Annotated in this window: 12 protein-coding genes; 5 read left to right on the forward strand and 7 right to left on the reverse strand. The window is 63.8% G+C overall.

Going from position 1 to position 19,727, the window contains the following annotated elements; all coding sequences use genetic code 11:
• Positions 1 to 20 precede the first annotated feature (20 nt).
• Positions 21 to 1,406: a NarK family nitrate/nitrite MFS transporter gene (locus tag V3C40_RS05545; RefSeq protein WP_034751252.1), complete on the reverse strand. Its 1,386-nt coding sequence runs from the start codon at positions 1,404 to 1,406 to the stop codon at positions 21 to 23.
• A complete protein-coding gene (locus tag V3C40_RS05550; RefSeq protein ID WP_034751255.1) occupies positions 1,403 to 2,647 on the reverse strand; it encodes an MFS transporter in 1,245 nt (414 codons plus the stop codon). Before V3C40_RS05550 ends, V3C40_RS05545 begins: the two co-directional genes overlap by 4 nt.
• A gap of 282 nt (positions 2,648 to 2,929) precedes the next feature.
• On the opposite strand from V3C40_RS05550, the gene V3C40_RS05555 reads away from it, so the two are divergent.
• The 3 genes from V3C40_RS05555 to V3C40_RS05565 all read left to right on the forward strand — a co-directional run bounded on the left by V3C40_RS05555 (position 2,930) and on the right by V3C40_RS05565 (position 4,469).
• Positions 2,930 to 3,376: a GNAT family N-acetyltransferase gene (locus tag V3C40_RS05555; RefSeq protein ID WP_331776798.1), complete on the forward strand. Its 447-nt coding sequence runs from the start codon at positions 2,930 to 2,932 to the stop codon at positions 3,374 to 3,376.
• Positions 3,377 to 3,460: 84 nt separating this feature from the next.
• Complete coding sequence (locus V3C40_RS05560; protein WP_319991858.1) at positions 3,461 to 3,838, forward strand: SirB2 family protein; 378 nt, start codon at positions 3,461 to 3,463, stop codon at positions 3,836 to 3,838.
• A gap of 118 nt (positions 3,839 to 3,956) precedes the next feature.
• Positions 3,957 to 4,469: a hypothetical protein gene (locus V3C40_RS05565; RefSeq protein ID WP_331776799.1), complete on the forward strand. Its 513-nt coding sequence runs from the start codon at positions 3,957 to 3,959 to the stop codon at positions 4,467 to 4,469.
• Positions 4,470 to 4,479: 10 nt separating this feature from the next.
• Here V3C40_RS05565 and V3C40_RS05570 read toward each other — a convergent pair whose 3' ends face one another.
• The 5 genes from V3C40_RS05570 to V3C40_RS05590 form a co-directional block, all read right to left on the reverse strand.
• Complete coding sequence (locus V3C40_RS05570) at positions 4,480 to 5,787, reverse strand: DUF3472 domain-containing protein (RefSeq protein WP_331776800.1); 1,308 nt, start codon at positions 5,785 to 5,787, stop codon at positions 4,480 to 4,482.
• Positions 5,788 to 5,915: 128 nt separating this feature from the next.
• Positions 5,916 to 7,307, reverse strand: coding sequence for a Gfo/Idh/MocA family protein (locus tag V3C40_RS05575; RefSeq protein WP_200899242.1), 1,392 nt, complete (start codon positions 7,305 to 7,307; stop codon positions 5,916 to 5,918).
• Between the two features lie 66 nt (positions 7,308 to 7,373).
• Positions 7,374 to 10,415, reverse strand: a complete 3,042-nt coding sequence (locus tag V3C40_RS05580; RefSeq protein ID WP_331776801.1) for a TonB-dependent receptor — start codon at positions 10,413 to 10,415, stop codon at positions 7,374 to 7,376.
• 494 nt (positions 10,416 to 10,909) lie between these two features.
• Positions 10,910 to 13,855 (reverse strand): TonB-dependent receptor plug domain-containing protein, encoded by a 2,946-nt coding sequence (locus tag V3C40_RS05585; protein WP_331776802.1) that lies wholly within the window; start codon positions 13,853 to 13,855, stop codon positions 10,910 to 10,912.
• A 98-nt stretch (positions 13,856 to 13,953) separates the two neighbouring features.
• Entirely contained in the window at positions 13,954 to 17,304 is a 3,351-nt protein-coding gene (locus tag V3C40_RS05590; protein ID WP_331776803.1) for a TIM-barrel domain-containing protein, read from the reverse strand.
• 347 nt (positions 17,305 to 17,651) lie between these two features.
• Between V3C40_RS05590 and V3C40_RS05595 the strand changes: the two genes are divergently transcribed.
• Positions 17,652 to 18,788, forward strand: coding sequence for a tagatose-6-phosphate ketose isomerase (locus V3C40_RS05595; protein WP_331776804.1), 1,137 nt, complete (start codon positions 17,652 to 17,654; stop codon positions 18,786 to 18,788).
• Positions 18,775 to 19,722, forward strand: coding sequence for an ROK family protein (locus V3C40_RS05600; protein ID WP_331776805.1), 948 nt, complete (start codon positions 18,775 to 18,777; stop codon positions 19,720 to 19,722). Before V3C40_RS05595 ends, V3C40_RS05600 begins: the two co-directional genes overlap by 14 nt.
• Positions 19,723 to 19,727 lie beyond the last annotated feature (5 nt).

Here is a 19,727-nt window from a genome sequence, read left to right on the forward strand (position 1 = left end):
GTCCGGCGTTCTGACGCTGACTAGCAAGGCATCGGCGCATTCTTGCGCGCATAGCACCACCAGGTGATCGCGATGCAGCTGACATAAAAGCCGATGAAGCACCACAGGGCCGCGTCGGGGCTGCCCGTCAGCGCGATCGAGGTGCCATAGCTTTTCGGGATGAAGAAGGCGCCGTAGGCGGCCACGGCCGAGGTGAAGCCCAGGACGGCCGCGCCTTCCTTGTTGGCGTCGACGATGGCTTGCTCCTGCGCCGCCTTGCCCTTGCCGGCCGCCGCGCGCTGGTGTTCCGTCAGGAAGATCACGGGGATCATGCGGAAGGTCGACGCGTTGCCGATGCCCGTGCCGGCGAACAGCAGCATGAACATCCAGAAGAAGCCATTGAAACTGCCACCCACGCCCGCTTGCGGCATGAAGTACAGCACGCCCAGCACGGCGGCTATCATCAGCAGGAAGGACCACAGGGTGACTCTGGCGCCGCCCAGCTTGTCGGAAATCACGCCGCCGGCCACGCGCGCCAGCGCACCGACGAGGGGGCCGAGGAAGGCGTAATCGAGCGGGTTCACGTCGGGGAACTGGATCTTGATCAGCAGCGGAAACGCGGCCGAATAACCGATGAAGGAGCCGAAGGTGCCCGTGTACAGCCAGCACATGAGCCAGTTGTGCTTGCGCTTGAAGATCACGGCCTGTTCGGAAAACGATGCTTTCGCCGATGCCAGGTCATTCATGCCGAACCAGGCCAGCAAGGTCGACAGCGCGATGAACGGCACCCAGATGAAGCCCGCGTTTTGCAGCCACATGTCCTTGCTCACGCCATTCTTGACCCAGGTGAGCGAATCGCCGCCCCAGGCGCCAAAGACGGCAAACGTGATCACCAGCGGCACGACGAACTGCACCACCGACACGCCCAGGTTGCCCAGGCCAGCATTCATGCCCAGCGCGAAGCCCTTGCTCGCCTTAGGATAGAAAAAGCTGATGTTGGCCATCGAGGAGGCGAAATTGCCGCCGCCGAAGCCGCACAGCAGGGCCAGGATCAGCATGGTCGGATAACCGGTGTTCACATCCTGCACGGCCAGGCCGATGCCGATGGCGGGAATCAGCAAGGAACCCGTGGAAATGGCCGTCCAGCGGCGCCCGCCGAAGATCGGCACCATGAACGAATAGAAGATGCGCAAGGTGGCGCCGGACAAACCCGGCAAGGCCGTCAGCCAGAACAGCTGGTTGTTACTGTAGGTGAAGCCGATGTTGGGCAGGTTGACCACCACCACGCTCCACACCATCCACACGGCGAATGCCAGCAGCAGCGCGGGGATCGAGATCCACAGATTGCGCGCGGCCGTGGCCTTGCCCGTGTTTTGCCAGAAGCTCGGGGTTTCCGGCTCCCACGTATTGATCATGTAGCGGCTCATGCTTTAGCTCCTGCGAGTTGGTTGGTAGGTGCCGCGCGCAGCGGCTTGAACGAGAAATACATCCAGACGAGGGAGACGCAGACGGTGCCGTACAGGAGCATGAAGGAGCTCGAACGCACGCCCGTGAAGTCCACCAGGGCGCCGAACATCACGGGCAGGATGAAGCCACCCAAGCCGCCGGCCAGGCCGACCACGCCCGAGACGGCGCCGATATTGTCGGAAAAATCATCGCCGATGAACTTGAAGACGGACGCCTTGCCCACGGCCATGGCGATACCGACGATGAACAGCAGCACGGTGAACCACAGCGGCGACAGGCCGATATGGAAGGCCAGCGGACCGGTGACGGTTTCCACGACCATCTGTGTTTGCGGATACGACAGCAGGAAGAAGCACACCCAGCACACCCACATCACGGCCCAGGTGACTTTCGCCGCGCCGTATTTGTCGGAGATCCAGCCGCCCACGGCGCGCAGCACGCCGCCCGGCAGCGAGAAGCAGGCGGCCAGCAGCGCCGCGTGTTTCAGGTCGAAGCCGTATTCGGCCACGTAGTACTTCGTCATCCACAGCGCCAGCGCCACGTAGCCGCCGAACACCACCGAGTAGTACTGGCAGTAGCGCCACACGCGCGGGTCCTTCAGCACCTTCATCTGTGCGCTGAAGCTTTCGCCCGATGGCGCCAGGTGCGATTTGTCCGTGTATGAGAACAGCCAGAAGATGATGGCCGTGGCCAGCATGGCTACCGCATACACCTTGGGGAGCATCTGCCAGCCGAAGGCGGCGACGATGCCGGGCGCGACGAACTTGGTCAGCGCGGAACCGGAGTTGCCGGCGCCGAAGATACCCATCGCCAGGCCGCGGCGCTCCTTTTCATACCAGCGTGCCACGTAGGGCGTGCCGACGGAAAACGAGCCGCCCGCCAGACCCACGAACATGCCCAGCACGAGGAAGTGCCAATAGGCGGTGGCGTAGGAGATCAGGTAGATCGGCACCACGCTGGCCAGCATCAGCCAGAAGAAGACGCGGCGTCCGCCGTATTTGTCCGTCCAGATGCCCAGGGGCACGCGCACGAGGGAGCCCGTCAGCACGGGCATGGCGGCCAGCAGGCCGAATTGTGTTTCAGTCAATCCCAGGCTGGTCTTGATGGGGATGCCCAGCACGGCAAACATCATCCAGACTGCAAAGCAGATGGTAAATGCGAAGGTGCTGCTGATCAGCACGGACGCCTGCTTGCGCCGCATGCCGGGTTCGACTGCCTTGTTACTACTGTTGTTCTTAGTGCCATCTAGGGTAGCCACGATGTTTCTCCATGAATGCACTGGCCGTCTGGCCAGCCGTCCCGACCAGCTTACGTGGCAGAGGGGAAAGGCACTATCGGCCACAGGGTGATTCTGGAAAGGCAATCTGGATAGCCGTATCGGCAAAAGTGACTAGATGGCGGGGTATGGACCTAGCCTGGATGGCGGGTGTTTTACAAACGGACGCATTTTTGGCACACTCGGCGCCTGGAGAAAAAGAACGCCATGCAGAACAGAGACGAAACAGACGGGATCATCACGCGCGCGGCGCTGCCGGCCGATGTGGACGCCATGCTGGCCTGCGATGCCTATGCGCAGGCGCACGCCAGCCGGGGCGATGCCGTGCGCGCCGCCGTCGGCCAGGGGCACTGCCAGGTGGCCATCCAGGCGGGCCAGGTGGCAGGCTATGTCCTCACGCGCGACGATTTCTTCGATTACGGTTTTGTCTCGCTGGTGGTGGTCGCTCCCGGCCACCAGCGGCGCGGCGTGGGCGTGGGCCTGCTGGCCGCCGCCGAAGCCGCGTGTCAAACTGAGAAGCTATTCACCTCGACGAACCAGTCCAACTTGGCCGCGCAACGGCTGTTCGCCAGCGCGGGTTTCGTGCGCAGCGGACAGATCGACCATCTCGACGAGGGAGACCCGGAGCTCGTGTACATGAAATGGTGCCGCTGATTGCGCTTCCCTCCGACGGCGTATGGCGCGGCGCGCCAAAGGGGGCTATGCTGGCGCTACTTTGAATAACGACCGCAGGGACATATGGACTATCTGAGCCTCAAGCATTTCCACATGGCTTGCGCCGCCGCGAGCGGCTTGCTTTTCCTCTTGCGCGGCGCATGGATGCTGCGTGCCTCGCCCGCCTTGCAGCAGCGCTGGGTAAAAATCCTGCCGCACCTGGTCGACACGGCTTTGCTGGCCAGCGCCATCACCCTGGCCGTGTGGAGCGGCCAGTCGCCGGGCAGCCAGCCCTGGCTGGCCGCCAAGCTGTGCGCGCTGGTGGCCTACATCGTGCTGGGCACCATCGCCCTGAAACGGGGCAAGACGCCAGCCGTGCGCGGCGCAGCCTTCGCGGGCGCCGTGCTGGTATTTGCCTACATCGTCGGCGTGGCCGTCACCAAGCAGGCCTGGCCGCTCTGAGCGATTGCGGCGCGCGCCAGTTCTGCCGGGCGCGCGCAAGTGGAAGGCAATGATAGTATTTGCAACTTCATCGACAAGCGGGCCACCGTGGCCCCGCATCCACTCCTGAAAGGCAAACATGCTGCTATCCGAATTGCTGACCAAGCTGACCTGCGGCGACCTGGAAGGCGAGGAACTCGACGACGCCGTCGCCGCCATCACCGAAGCCCCCTCCGCGCCGCGCGAGGAATGGGTCGACAGCGATGCGCAAGCCTACGCGCTGGAACTCCTCTCGCAGCTGGGCGGCTATATGGCGTCGAGCGACAAGATCGATGAATTGCACGAACAGATACAGGACATGTTCGACGAATTCCCCGACTTCCCGTACGCACTGCTCAAGGAAAGTGGCGGCAGCGTGCTGCCCTATTTCGAGTGGCTCGATACGGAACTGGCGCAGCGCGCCGTGGAAGAAGGCGGCTATGACCTGATCCAGATCGACGGCAACGGCTCCGATGAAATGGATGCGCTGATCGTCTACCGGCGCGACACGGACGACATCATCCAGGCCGCGGCATTGATGGGCGTGACGATAGGCCGGCCGCTCACCTACTACCGCGGCATCGACGCGATGGTGGGCAAGCAACCGGGCTAAGGATCAACGCCTATTGCATCGGCAAGGCGCTCACATCGACGGCCGGCGCCTGGCCCGTCGCGGGCCGCGTAAAGTTCTGGCTGGTTTTCACGTAGTCAGTGAAGAAGCCGCCGTTATGCAGGTAGAACTTGCCGTTTTCCAGCCCGCCCGCATAATCCATGCGCTGTGCATTCGTGGCCGTGGCGTCGCCGGTGAACCTTCCCGCCGTCACTTCGGTCCATGTCCCGGAAACGTTCCTGGCCCACTGGTTGCCGAACTGGACGCGGCGCTCCGTGTAGCCCAGGGTATCGATAAAGTTCTCGAGGAAGGAATGCACGCCCGTCAGGTAAGTGGAGATCGCGGGCCGCTTCCAGGTGGCGATGTAGCGCCACTTGCCCGTCTCGGGCGCGAAGAACCAGGCCGAATAATCGCTGCCGCCATTGCCGTCGGGCCGCGCACGCGTGATGAAGCGGTAAGTCGTGCCAGCCGCCCAGTTATACGACAGATAGGTCTGGCCGCCCGTGCCCTCGCCGCCAAACGCATTGTCGACCACGCCGGCGCCCTTGCTGACCAGGGTGGTCTTGGCGCCATTGTCGGCATCCCACACGGAGAACAATATCCAGCGCTCGCTCGGCGACTTCACCTGGATGCCCATGTAGCCCTGGCCAAAGCCGTTGGCCATGAAGTAGGAACCGATGGCGTCCTGGCCCTGGGGAATCGTCATCTCGTTATAGAAATACTCGGTATTGGCCGGCACCGTATAACCCATGTGCACGGACGGGCCGCGCCGCGACCAGTAGTAGTTGGCGGGGTCATTCGCATAGGTGAGCGCCGTGTTCGACGTCACCTTCAGCGCCGCCACGTCGCCGAACGTGCCCTTCACGCGCTTCAGGCCCTGCATGTCGACCTTTACATAGCCGGCCGCCGGCACATTGACCGTGCCGACGGCATAGGTCTTGCGCTCCTTGCCGGCCAGCTTGACATCGAACGGCGTGCCATTGATCTTCACGCGGATGGTGCTGTTGCCGCCATCGGCCAGGCTGGCGTCGAGCGCCACCTGCACGGAGCCCGCCTCGGCCACGCGGAAATACGTGCTGGCGACGGCATCGGGATTGCTCCAGCCGGCCAGGCCGCGTTCGTTGATGACGGCGCCTGCGTCCCCGCTGGTGATGAAGGCGTTACCGGCCAGTTCCACGGTCGCCGTCGTGGCGGGCGCCGCCACGCTGGCCGCCAGCAAGGCCGTGTTGCCGTTGCCCGTGGCGGTGGCGCCGCCGCAGGCCGCCAGCAGCAAGGGCATGGCGGGAAGGATGGCATAGAGTAATGAACTTCTGTGTTTCATCAACGTCTCCTGGTGGTGAAGCTTTGCGGCGGGCGAACACGAGCCTGCGCACCTGCGCCGCGGTTGAAAAACTGGGTGGATAGAAAAAACCCGCTACGGCAACTGGTGCGGTAGCGGGCGAATGGGGCTTAGTACTTGCCGTCGAGCGCAAAGATCGGCTTGCGCGATTTCCACTGTCCGCCCGTGAAGTCCGGGAAGTCCAGGGTCTGGAAGTTGGCGGCGATCGATTGCTCGGACAGCGGCGTGATGGCGCTCCACGTCACGGCATCATAGATATCGATCGGCATCGGCGCGTTGGCCTTGAGCGCTTCGACAAAGGCGTGGATGACGAAGAAGTCCATGCCGCCGTGGCCCGCGCCTTCCGCTTGCGCCGCGTATTTGCGCCACACCGGATGCTCATACTTGTCCTGGTAAGCCTTGAAGTCGTCCCACTGGTGCGGCTTGCTGACGCCTTCGATATGAATCGAATTGTTCAAGTCCATCCACAGGCCGTCCGTGCCTTGCACGCGGAAGCCCAGCGAATACGGGCGCGGCAGGCTCGTATCGTGCTGCAGGATGATGGTTTCGCCGTTCTCGCACGCCAGCGTGGTGGTGACGATGTCGCCCAGCTTGAATTTCACCTTGGCGTTAGCATGCTGCGCGCCGCCCGGCTGCTTGACGATGTAGTCGTGCAAGCCGCGCGCCTTGGTGGCGAAGGCGTTGATGCGCGTAAAACGGTTGCCGCGGTTGATGTTGGTGTACATGGCACACGGGCCGATGCCGTGGCTCGGATACAGCTCGCCATTGCGCTCGACCGAATGCTGCGTGCGCCAATGGGCTTCCGACCAGCCCTTCTCGCCGAATTCCACGCCGCCGCCATACGGCTTGGCCGGATTGCCGCTGTTGAATTTCACGGCGCGCAAATCGTGCTGGTAGCCGCCCTGCAGGTGCAGCAGTTCGCCGAACAGGCCCGCGCGCACCATCTGCAGCGCGGCCATCACATCGCGGCGGTAGCACACGTTTTCCAGCAACATGTACGGCGTGCCCGTTTTCAGCTGGGTGTTCAGGACATCCCAGTGGTCTTGCAGGGTGATGCCGGCCACCACTTCGCAGCCGACGGCGATCTTCGCCTGCATGGCGGCGATCGCCATCGGCGCATGGAATTCCCACGGCGTGGCGATGATCACGCCATCGAGGCCGCCCGCGTCGAGCATGCGCTTGTAGGCTTTCTGGTCGCGGTCTTCGCCATACGTGCGCGGACGGGGCTTGCCGGCCTTGGCCACCTGGCCCAGCGCATGTTTCAGCATGATCGGTTCGATATCGCACAGGGCCACCACTTCCACGTCGTCGCGGCGCACCAGTTCGGCCAGCAGCACCTGGCCGCGCATGCCCGTGCCGATCAGGCCCAGGCGGACCTTGTCGCGGCCGGCGGCGGGTGCGGCGTTGGCCTCGCCAGGCAGCAAGGCGCTGCCGGCCATGGCGCCACCGGCCAGCGCGGCGCTGGCGGACAGGAAATTGCGTCGATTGATTTGTGTCGTCATTGGTCTCTTCTCGCTTCCATTGGTAATGATCGTCGCCGGCCCGCCGCACGGCAGGCCGGCTGCAGTTTAATAGGTGTATTCCGCCGTGAAGCGCACGGAACGCGGCGCCGTGCGGCCGGCCACCTGCAGATAGCTGCGGGCGATGGCGCCATGGTCTTCGCGTGTCTCGTTGTAGCGGGTCACGGTCTGGCTGTTGAACACATTGAACACGTCCACTTTCAGGCTCAGGCCCTTGACGGCGCTGGGAGTATAGGCCAGATTCATGTCCAGCTGGGCTTGCCAAGGCAGGCGGCCCTGGCTGCCGCGCGGCGCCGCTTTGCCATCGCAATAGAAGTAGGAATCGCCGTAGTCGTTCTCGAACTTCAGGTTGTCGGGCAGCGCGCCGATGCAGTTGCGTGGCGCGCCCGACGTCAGCGACAGGTTGGCGCCGACCGTCACGTCCGGGATGAGCTGCATGAAGCCGTAGGCTTTGAAGGCGTGGCGGTGGTCGCCCGGCAGATAGCCATACGCGTTGTACATCAGTTCCTTGTGGTCGTCGCTGACCGTCAGGCCCACGTCGCCGCCGCCGATACTGTCCGTCTGGCCTTCCATATTGCCCTTCAGGCCGGACAAGGTGTAGGTCAGCTTGCCGTACCAGCCATTCGTGTACGGGTGCTCGATGAACATGTTCAAGGCGCGGTAGGTGCGTGCCGGTTTCGGATTGCCCCACTCCGCCGCCGAAATATCCACGCGGCGCAAGCCCTTGCCATCGTCGAAGTCCACCATCAGGCTGTTGTCGCGGCCCGGGTTGATGATGGCGCACTGGAAGCCACCCCAGTTGCTCGTGTCGACGCTGTTGCGCGTAGCCCAGGCTTGCAGCGGACGCGCATCGCAGGTGTCGTCGTTGGTGTCGTTCAGCTTGCGGTACAGGACGCTGGCGCCCACCACCAGCTTCTTGCTCAGGGCACGTTCGAAGCCGAGCGAGAATTCATCCTGCGACAGCGGCTTCAGGCCGACGGCCGTCACCTCGCGCGCATCGCGGCTCTGGCCATACGCATTGTTTGCCGAATACGGCTTGCTGATCGCGTGCAGGCCCGTCGGCGCGCCCGTGACGGGATCGATGCCCGTGTACGTGTACATCTCGCTGGTGGCCAGGAAGGGGCTGGCCATGTTGCTCGACAAATTCGATGGCACGGGCAGGTGGTAGCGGCCGCCGTTGACGAAGAATTTCAGGGTGCCGTCGCCCAGGTAATCCCAGGTGGCACCCACGCGCGGGGCGATCATGTTGCGCTGCGAAATGAAGGCCACGCCATCGGTGCTGTAGTTGGTGAACTGTTCGCGGCGCAGGCCCAGGTCCAGCAGCACCCGTTCCGTGACCTGATAATGGTCCTGGATGTATTGCGCCGATTGCACGCTGGTCGGGCGCGCCAGGTTGGCGTTCAAGTCCTTGCTGACGTAATAGCCCTGCGCGCCGTAGCCGCCGCCCTGGGCCGGCGTTTCAAAGGCGCCGTTGATGGCCCGGTTCGGATCGGTCGCGCGCTGATAGCTCCAGCGGTAGCCGCCGGCCAGGCTCAGGCCCACTTTCGATTCCACGTCGATGCGGTCGATGCCGCCGCGCAGCGAGTGCTTGCCCAGCTTGTATTCGAGATCGAGGCGCTTGGCTTTCTGGCGGTCTTCCGACGACGGGTCGACCAGGGTGCCCGTCACCGTTTGCGGATTGGCGTACGTCAGGCCAGGCACCTGGGTCGAGGTATTCGACGACGTTTGCGCCAGCAGCGGGTTGTAGCCGTTCGGCGTGCGGGTGTGGGAGGTGCGCGATTCGCCCATCATGGCCGTCACGGTGAGGTTGTCCGTCAGGTAGCCCGTGTACTTGAAGATGTCGATGTTGGCGCCCGGCGCGGCCGATGAACCGCAGCAGTTGACCGTCGTCTCGCCCTTGCCTGCCTGGACGCCATTGCTTGCATGCGTGGCGTAGCTGTAGCCATACGCCTGGCTGTCCGTCTTCGTGCGGTCATACAGCTTGGTGTATTCGAAGTGATGGTCGTCCGTCAGATTGTAGTCGAGCTTGGCCATCATGCGGTCCACCTTGCTCTGGCTCGTGCTCCAGCCGCGCGCCAGAGCCGTGCCCGAGTCGGCGGCGGCGGCAACGGACTGGCTGTCTGTGCGCGTCTGTTCCAGCGCCACGAAGGCGAACAGCTTGTTCTTGATCAGCGGGCCGCTGCCGTACAGGCCCACCACTTTGCTGGTGCTGCCATTGTCGCGGTTCCAGTACAGCAGGTTGCCGTCCGTCTTGGGATTGGCGCCCGTGTTCGGGTAATAGGTGTTTTCCGGCTCGCCCTTCAGCGAACGGGGGATGATGGAGACCTTGCCGCCGAATTCGACCTTGTTGCCGCCGCTTTTGGTGGTGATGTTGATCACACCGCCCGTGGAGCGGCCAAATTCCGAACCGTAGCCGCCCGACAGCACCTGCAGGTTCGAGATCGCGCCAAACGGCAGCTCCGACGCGCCCACCTGGGTCAGGATATTCGTGATGGGGAAGCCGTTGACGTAGAACGCGTTTTCCGACTGTCCTGAGCCGCCGATCGATGGCGCATTGCCGTACACGCTGTTGGTGCCGCGCGAGACGCCCGGCGTCAGCTGCACGATGGACGCCACATCATTGCCGACCGGCAGCGCCTTCAATTCCTTGGCCGTGAAGATCACGCCATTGTTCGTGTTCGACACGTCGATCGGATTGCGCGACGCCTTCACCACGACGGTCTGCTCCTGACCCACGGTGCCTGCCGCGCTGGCCGGGCCGAAGTTGGCCTCCGCGCCCGCGCCGATCAAGGCTTCGACTTCCTGCGATGCTTCCACCGAACCGGCACGCAGCACGCGCACCGCATAGCGGCCTGGCGGCATGGAGTTGGCCACGTAGCGGCCCGACGTATCGGGCGTCAAGGTGCGCTGCACGCCCGTCGCCAGGTTTTCCAGCACCACGGTGGCGCCGGCCGGCGCACTCACTTCGCCGAAAATGGTGCTGGTGGCGTTCGACTGTGCCCAGGCCTGGCCTGGCACGCCGGCCGCCAGGGCGATCACGATCGCGGCGGCGCGGCTGATGTCGCGCAATTTGAGTCCGGTGGTATGCATGGTGTGTCTCCGTCTATATCGAGGGTTATGCGCGCCCTCCCCGCTCCAGGGCGAAGCCGGGGGGATGCAATTTTTATGGTGGTCGTCGGAAGGTAGCTCCAGGCAGTTGCACCTTCCGGGAAATCAGTCCGTATCGGCTGATTTTCGTTTTCTTGGGATTACTTTAAAAAGAAAAATAAGTATCGTCAACAAAAAGAAAGTTATAACGGCAATTTATCGAGAAATTCGGTAAATAAAGGCATTTTATCTTTCGATTCAATCTGCGATGCCTCTTTTAACTTTCGTTATCGTGGTATGACAGATACACGCGACTGCAGTGAGGTAAGCATAAATCGTGAACCGGCGCAAAAAAACGGGGTGAAAAACGCGAAAGCAGCCATAACTCTCTGCTTTCGCTTGCGTTTATCTTTCGTATTGTACATTTCGGAATATTGTCTTTTCTTTTCCATGGCAATACCCCGGCCCGCATAGACAGGCCGGGGCAGCGTCACGCTTTAAAAGAACTTGTAGCTGGCCGACAGGGCGAACTGGCGGCCGAACAGGTCCTGGCTATGGTTGTAGCCTTCCCAGCCGTTCGGGTCGTAGTACGGCTTCTTGTTGAACGCGTTTTTCACGTTCAGGCCCACGTCCAGGTTCTTCACCGGCTTCCAGCTGAAGGCCAGGTTGACCGTCGTGTATGACGGCGCGCCCTTGCACTGGCCGGCCGGCAGCGCCACCGAGGCGGCGGTGCAGTTTTCCGGCGTGTTGTCTTTGTCCCAGGGACCGTAGGCCCAGCGCGTCTTGCCCGAATAGTTGATGAAGACGCTGCTGACGAAGTTGCGGTAGCTCCAGTCGGCGTTGACCGTGGCACGGTAGCGCGGCGAATCGTAGTAGCCGACGGTATTGCCCTTGATATCGCTGCCGTCTTCGCTGTCGTGGGTGTCGCGCTTGCGGATGGTGGCCGCGATGCCCGTGCTCAGTTTGCCCCAGTCACCGAGCCCAAAGCGCGTGCGCGCATCGATGTCCACGCCATCCATCAGGGTGCGGCCCCGGTTCGAATACGAGTTGATCAAGCCGCCCAGGTTGCCCACCGAGTAGCCGGGCACGCCGCCCGCGCACACGCCCGCGTTGGCGGGATTGGCGCACATGGCCGCCACCGCCGCCACGTTGCCCCGGTCCGTATCCGTCAGGTCGTTGCGGATGGCGCTGGGCGTGCCGGCCAGGGTCGGGCCGTACTTGTCCACCAGTTCCGTAAACAGCTCGTTGAAGTCCTGGCGCACGATTTCGTCGCGGCGGTTGATGAACCAGTAATCGATGGAAATGCTCACGTCCTTGGCCGGCTGCAGCACCAGGCCTACGGTGGAAATCTTCGCCTTTTCCGGACGCAGGTTCTGGTTCGGCGGCGTCAGGCCGCCCACCGTCGTCGAGCAGTTCGAATTGAGCAAACTCTTGCCCAGGTCAGCATCCGTCGCCACCTTGGACTTCATCAGCGCGCGCGCCATCGCGTTCGTTTCATCGCAGCGCACCGTGTCGCGGATGCCGCCCACCTGCGCAAAGACGCCGCCCGTACCCGATTCGGCCAGGTTGGGCGCGCGGAAGCCTTCCGAATACGTCCCGCGCAGCATCAGGTCGGGCCGCGCGCGCCAGATCACGCCCAGCTTGGGCGCCAGGTTGGCCGAGAAATGCGGATATTTGTCCAGCCGAGCGGCCGCGTTGACTTCCAGGGTGTCGCTGAGCGGCACCACCACTTCGCCAAACACGGCCGCGATGGTGCGCCGCCCGTCGAACCAGGAACCGCCCTGCTGCGTGATCAGGCCATTGGCCGCATCCGCATTGCCGGGCGTGAGGAAACTCTCGCGCATCACGTTGGTGCCCACGGCGGCGCGCACTTCGCGCTCGCCCAGCTTGAACAGGGTGCCTTCCACCTTCGCGTCCCACGTCATCAGCTTGGTCCACGATTCGATGGCGAAGGTCGGATAGGCGCTGCGCACCAGCGCCGCATTCGCCTCGCTGATTTCGCCGAACTTGTAGGCGGGATTGTCGGAGATATACGTGCGGCCGCTGACGGGGTCTTTCGTGAACGGCCCGAATGCCTGCTCGAAGCCCTTGATGTTGATGTTCGCCGTCTGGAACAGGGTCGAATGGCTGCCCGCCACGCTGAGCGCCGTTTCAAAATCCCAGCCGCCGCCGATGCTGCCGCGCAGGCCGACGAGCGCGCGGTAGTTTTCGTCGACGTTCTTCTGGCCGAAGTGGCCTTGCGCATCCTGCAGCAAATAGTTCAAGCCGGCCGCGCCGCCCATCTTGGCCACCATGTCGGCATCGAGCTTGCCTTTCAGGTAGGCGTTGTTGGGGCTCAGGAAAGGCGTGGCAAACGTGTTCAGGGTATTGCCCGTGTTGCGCGCGAACCAGTTGTTCGTGCTGCCGCTATTGAAGCTGGACGGGCCATTCTCGCCGCGCATCTTGATGTGGGTGAAAGCGCCTTCCGCGAACGCTTCCATGTCGCCACCGAGTTTCAGCCGGCCGCTCACGTAGGCCGTGGCGCGCTCCGAGGTGGGGCCCGTGTCGAGCTGGTTGGGCAGCGCATTCCACACACAGCGCGTGCCCGACGCTTCGGTGATGCTGTTGTTGCAGCCATTGACGGCGCGCTGGGTGCGCGCATTGTTCTTCGCCTTGTCGAAGACAAAGAAGGTCCCGGGATTCATCACGCCCGGTTCGCTGCCCACGCCCACGCGCATGTTCAAGATGAAATTGGGATTGTTCACATAAAAATACGAGGGGCGCTTGCGCCAGGTATCGGCCAGCGCGATGCGGTCGCGCTGGTAGACGTTCACGGAACCGTAGATGTTGTAGCCATCGCTGGCCAGGTCGCCCAGGCCATACAGCACGCTGGCCTGGCGCTCGCCATACGATTTCACGCTCGGTGAAAACTCGCCATTGGCGCGCGCTTCCAGGCCCTGGTACGACTTCTTGGTGATCACGTTGATCACGCCGGCCACGGCGTCGGAGCCATACACGGCCGAGGCGCCATCCGTCAAAATTTCCATGCGCTCGATGGCGGCGGCGGGAATGGCGTCGATATTGACGAACATGGTCTGAAAGCCGGCCGGCGCGCCATAGAACGACAGGCGGCGGCCATTCAAAAGCACCAGGGTGCCCTGCGCGCCCATGCCGCGCAAGTTCGCTTGCGAACCGCCATCGGAACCCGTAAACATCGAGCGGAAATCCTGCTGCGCCGGACGGGCCGCGGGCAGGTTGTCGAGCACTTGCAGCAAGGTGAGCGCGCCCATGTTCTCGATCTGCTTGGCGTTGATCACCTGCACGGGCGACGCCGTTTCCGCGTTGATGCGCTTCAGGCTGGACCCCGTCACTTCGACACGCTGCAGTTTCTCCTCCTCCGCCGCCAGCGCCGTCGACGCCAGCCCCACCGCCACCATCGCGGCCATCAGTTTTTTCAAGTGCATTCTCAACTCCCTTTTTATAAGTGATTTGTTTTCGTCAGGTTGCAAGAGCCCCTCCCCGGTCCGCAGAGGGGCTCTTTTTAGTGAAATGATTGAAGTAGTTAGCGCGGCTTGACTGTCGCGCCTTCCGTGCCGGTGAGTACGGCATTGGCCCAGTTGCCGCAGACCTGGGCCGGGTGGGCGCCGCGCGCGCCCAGGGTGCGCAAACTGAGCTGGCTCAGGCCGCGCACGTCGATTTCGGGTTTGACCACCCCGGGAGCCGTGACCAGGCCGCTGTCATACAGCAGCCGCTCACCGCTCCATACCTGGAATTGCAAGCCGCCCGCGCTGCGGCAGCTATCGTCCACGCCCAGGTCGGCGCGCAGCAGATTCCAGTTGCCCGCCAGCTGCAAGTCGATGCGGCTGGCGGGTCCCACGCCGAGGCCCTTGCGGAACCACAGCCCGTTCATGCGCATCTCGGCCGCCTTGCCGGCCGGCCGGTCTTTCGCGATAGTCTTCGGCAGCGCCAGGTCCGACAGGTAGCGCTGCACTTCCTCGCCTTCGGCCACTCTGTGCTCGAGCACGCGGAATGCGGACAAGGTGACAGGCGCCACGTCGGTCGCCAGCGCCGCGTCGAACGCGCGCGCCACCGGACCCGCTTGCGCCGCCGTTACCATCGGGTCCAGGGACGCCGCGCCATCGCCTTCCGGATTTTGCGTGCTCATGACGCGAAAGCGCAGCAAGCGCCCGGCCGTGGCGGGGAAGTTGATCGTCTGCGGGCCTTCCTGCAGCTTCAAGGTGCCCCGCTGCAGCGGCGCGCCCCACTCGCCGTTGTTGTCGCCGATGTAGATTTCATAGTCGCGCACCTGGCCATGCTTCCAGTGCTGGTCGTTGCGCGGCGCCAGTTCGACGCCGTCCACCAGGCGCCGTTCCGTGAAGCCGATCACCCATTCATGCGGTCCGCTTTTCACGGACGGGCTGCGCACGGTGCGGAACCACGTCTCCGGCTTGCCATCGAAGGCGTTTTCCAGCGGATAGCCGCTTTCTTCCGCAGGACGCGCCACCACCTGCATGGCGTCGGCCGGCAAGGCGCGGCCCGGCACGGGAGCGGCCGGGAAGTCGGCGTCGACTCTGGCCACGGCCAGCGTGCCGGCGACCTGCAGCATCAAAGGCTGGCGGATATCCTGCGCCGCCACTTTCACGTGCAGGGTGCCTTTCCTGTCCGCCGCATCAAAATACCAGCCCTCTGCCGCCTTGTCATAGGCGGCACGGCCGGCGGCTGCCGCGATCAGGCGTTCGCCGGCGCGCACGGCGACCGGTGCCTGGCCCGCCAGCATGCGCAGCGCATAAGCGCGGCGCGCTTCCTGGCCTTGGTACCGGCCATCGACGGCGCCGATGTCGACCTGCACGTCGGCGCCCGTCTGGCGCATGCGGATGACTTGCTGGCTGAAGGCGCCGCCCTGGTACTGGCGCGTATTGCCATCGTCTTCATACAGGGTGTAGTCGGAATCGCCGTGCGGGTAGATATCGAGCGTGAGCTGGTCCTTCGGCTTCTGGCCGTCGTACAGCATTTCCGGATACATGGGCAGGATGGCGCCGGCGCGCACGAACACGGGCAGTTTATCGAGCGTCACCTGCAGGTCGAGGTCGCGCCCTTTCGCGCCGGCCGTGGCCTGGCGGCCATCCCAGTAGTCGTACCACGTGCCTTGCGGCAGGTGGATGCCCTTGCGCCAGCCGCCGCTGACGGCCTGGCTGCGGTAGACGGGCGCCACCAGCACGTCGCGGCCCAGGAAGAACTGGTATTTATAGGCTTCCGTGTAGGCGGCCGGGTCTTGCGGGTAATCCCACATCAGGCCGCGCACCAGCGGCGCGCCCGATTGCTCCGCTTCGCGCACGAGCGTATACATATACGGCGTGAGGCGCATCTTGAGTTTCAGGTAGCGGCGGTTGATGTCGCGGTACGGTTCATCGAACCACCACGGATGCTTGCGCTCGGCCGCGGCCCAGCCGGACATGCCCATCAGGACGGGCGTAAAGCTTTTCCACTGCAGGTCGCGCAGATAGGTTTCCGGGCTGCCGCCAAAGATGGCGTCCACGTCGCCGGACGCATAGGCCTGGCCGGACAGGCCCGAGCCGATCAGGGTCGGGATATGCCAGCGGATGTAGTCCCAACTGGCGCTCTGGTCGCCCGTCCACGCCACAGCGTAGCGCTGGATGCCGGCCCAACCCATCACCGTCCACAGGAAGGGGCGGCTGTCGGAGTTGTTCAGGATGCCGTCGTAGGCCGACTTGTTCGCGTCCATGGCGAACTGGTAGCCCTTGCCCGTCCACGCCACGTCCAGTTTTTGCACGCGGCTGCCCGCCTGGCCCACTTCCCAGGCGATCTTGTCGACGCCGTTTTCCGTCCACAGGCCCGTGCGAAAGCCATAGCCAGCCAGGCCCTTCACCGTTTCCGGCAAATTCGTGTAGCCGCAGCCGTAGCCGTCGTTGGGCAGTATCCAGCCGCCCGGCATGTCGTGTTCGCGGTACTGGCGCGCCACCGTTTCCACCACGTCCGGCGTCTTGCCGGTGGGGCCGTCCGTCCAGTTCTTCGGCACGGAACCGGGCTTTTTCACGTTGTCGCCATCGTTGTAGCAATCGGCGTCGCCGTATTCCAGCGCCCAGCGGGGCAGCATGCGCGCGCGGCCCGTCAGGTCCGTGTAGCGAGCGACGACGTCGCGCAAGTCCTTGCCGACGAAGAAATACGCATCGAAGCGGCCTTCCGCGTGCTGCAGCGAGATCTGCTCCTTGTCGCGCAGATCGTAGTTCCCGTCGGACCAGGTATTGCGCAGCATGCCCCAGCCGCGTGAACTCATGAGGAATGGCGCGGGATTCGGCCGGTCGCCCTCTTCCCAGCCGCCCGAATACGATACGGGCACCTGCTTGCCCTTGAATTCGAAGCGGCCATTCTGCTGGCCGCCGCCAAAGTAACGCTCGCCCGGCAGGCTCGATAGCACCTGCACGCCCTGCTTGTCGTCGAGCGACAGCGGCTGCACCTCGCGCCACAAGGGCACCGCATCACCGTTGCGGAAAAGGGTAAAGCGCAGCGGTTTGCGGTCGATGCGCAGGCTCAGGGCATCCGTGTTGATCAGGATATGGTCGGGCTGCTCCTTGATCTGGTACACCACCTGTGCGGCAGGCTGGCCCACGACAATGGGCGCTGCCTTGTCGCCGGGCCCCGTCAAGCCTGCCTTGCCGCCGGCTTCGATGCGCAGCACGTCCACCTGCGGCAGGCTGATACGCAGTTGCACGCCCGTGTCGCTGCGCAGGTCCCAGCCCAGCGCCTCGCCCTTGGCAACGTCGGCCGCGTGCACGGCGCTCAAGCTGGCCAGGTTACCGATAGGCGCGGCATGCAGGCCCGGTGCGGCAAGGGTGGCAAGGGCGGCCAGGACGCAGGCAGCAATGGCGCGGCGGGGAAGCGGGAGAGGTTTCATCTGCTGGCTTTCAGAAAATCGAAGTGATGGAAATACTTTAAGAAGAAAAATAAATATCGTCAATAAAAAGAAAGTTAAAGCGGCAATTTATTAATAAAATGCCCAGAATTGGCGCATTTTTCTTACGTTTCACCAAAATGTCACAAAACATACTTTCGTTATCGTGGCATTTCAGCGACAGGCCGCGCCGCCACGGGCTTTTGCGCTGCACCGCAGCATGCTTCATGGCCATTAAAACGACATTATTTCGCAAGCCGCCAAACTATTTACTTTCGTTTTACTTTCGTATTTGACTTTTCGAAATTTAGTATTTATGCTTTCTCCAACAAACACTTTACTGACCTCTCATGACTACCCTTCTTCAGCGTGACATTCAAACCTGGCGCGACATCGGCGGCCTGCACACGGCCGAGGAAATCGCCCACCAGCCAGCTATCTGGCGCGCGCTGGCCGGCATCTTGCGCAAGGAGCAAGCGACACTGGCCGCCTTCCTCGGCGACGCGCTGTCGAACCCCCAACAACGCGTCATCCTCACGGGCGCCGGCAGCTCGGCCTATGTGGGCGAAATCGTCGTCGATACCCTGAATGCGGCCTGGCCCGCGCAGATCCGCGCCATCGCCACCACGACGTTGCTGACCCACCATGAGCTGTACCTGGAAGCGGATGCGCCCACCCTACTCGTCTCGTTTGCCCGCAGCGGCGACAGCCCGGAAAGCCTGGCGGCCGTGGAATTGCTGCGCCAGGTCGTGCCCGGCGCGCGCTTTCTGAACATCACCTGCAATGCGGACGGCAAGCTGGCGCGCCAGGGCGCAAACGACAGCAATACCTATAATCTGCTGATGCCGGAAGGCAGCTGCGACTGCGGCTTCGCCATGACCAGCAGTTTCAGCAGCATGCTGCTGGCGGCCCTGTCGGTACTGGGCAAGGACACGGATCTGACCCGCCTGGACACCCTGGCGCAGCTGGGCGAACACGCCTTGCACGACTGGTCGGCGCCCGTGGCGGACCTGGGTTCGACACCGGTGCGGCGCGTCGTCTACCTGGGCAGCGGCCCGCTGGAAGCGCTGGCCAAGGAAGCCGCATTGAAGATCCTGGAATTGACGGGTGGCCGCGTGATGGCGATGGCAAATACGCCGCTGGGCTTCCGCCACGGCCCGAAATCGGCCGTCACCACGGAGTCGCTGGTGATCCTGCTGCGCAGCAGCAAGCCATTGGCGCGCCAGTACGAAGACGACCTATTGAAAGAGCTGCAGCGCGACAGCGTGGCGCAGGCCTGCCTGACGGTGGGCATTGGCGGCGACCTGTCTGCCGATGCGCCGGCCTGGCCCGACGCCTGGCTGGCCCCATTGTGGCTGCTGATGGCGCAGCAATATGCGCTGCACCAGTCCGCGCTGCTGCAACTGCGCCCCGACAATCCATTCGCCGGCGGCATCGTCAACCGTGTCGTGCAAGGCGTCACCATCTATGGCCATGACCAATTCTAATCACACAGCCGGCTACCACGGCATCGACATCGGCGGCAGCAAGATAGAGCTGGTCGCCTTTGCCGACCGCGATGGCGCGCTGGAAGAAGTGTTCCGCGAACGGGTCGCCACACCCGGCGACGATTTCAACGCTTTCGTGCAAGCGATCACCGACCTGGTGGCACGCGGCGACGCGGCACTGGGCACGACGGCGCCCGTCGGCATCGGCTTGCCCGGCGTGATCGACAGCGCCAGCGGACGCCAGCTCAGTTCCAACGTGCCGGCCCTGAACGGCCGCCTCGTGGCGCAAACCCTGCAGCAGGCCTTAAAACGCCCTGTCGCCATCGGCAACGATTGCCAGTGCTTCGCCCTGTCGGAAGCGCAGGGCGGCGCGGCCGACAATGCCGCCAGCATGTTCGGCGCCATCCTCGGCACGGGCGCCGGCGGCGGCTATTGCGTGGGCGGCCAGCTGCTGCGCGGCTTTAACGGCGTGGCCGGCGAATGGGGCCACTGGAGCCTGCCCGCCACCCTGCTGGCGCAGCATGGCCTGGCCGGTTACGACTGCCCGTGCGGCAAGGCGGGCTGCCTCGAGCGCTATGTCTCCGGCCCCGCCATGCGCAAACTCCACGTGCATTTCGGCGGCGATGGCGCCGAGCCTCTGGCCATCGTCGCCCGCGCCAACATGGGCGACGCCGTGGCCCAGCGCACGGTGGCCGTGCACCTCGATGTGCTGGGCCACGCGCTGGCCGGCCTCGTGCTGGCCTACGACCCGCACGTCATCGTGCTCGGCGGCGGCCTGTCCAAGCTGCCTCACCTGTATGACAAGCTGCCGGCCGCCGTGAAACGCCATCTGTTCCCCGGCGTGCACGTGCCGCCGATTTTGCCGCCCCGCTTTGGCGACGCCGGCGGCGCGCGCGGCGCGGCCCTTTTGATACGACAACATACAAAGGCGTAAACATG

The sequence above is a fragment of the Janthinobacterium sp. LS2A genome (assembly GCF_036543145.1).
Taxonomy (GTDB): Bacteria; Pseudomonadota; Gammaproteobacteria; order Burkholderiales; family Burkholderiaceae_D; genus Janthinobacterium; species Janthinobacterium aestuarii.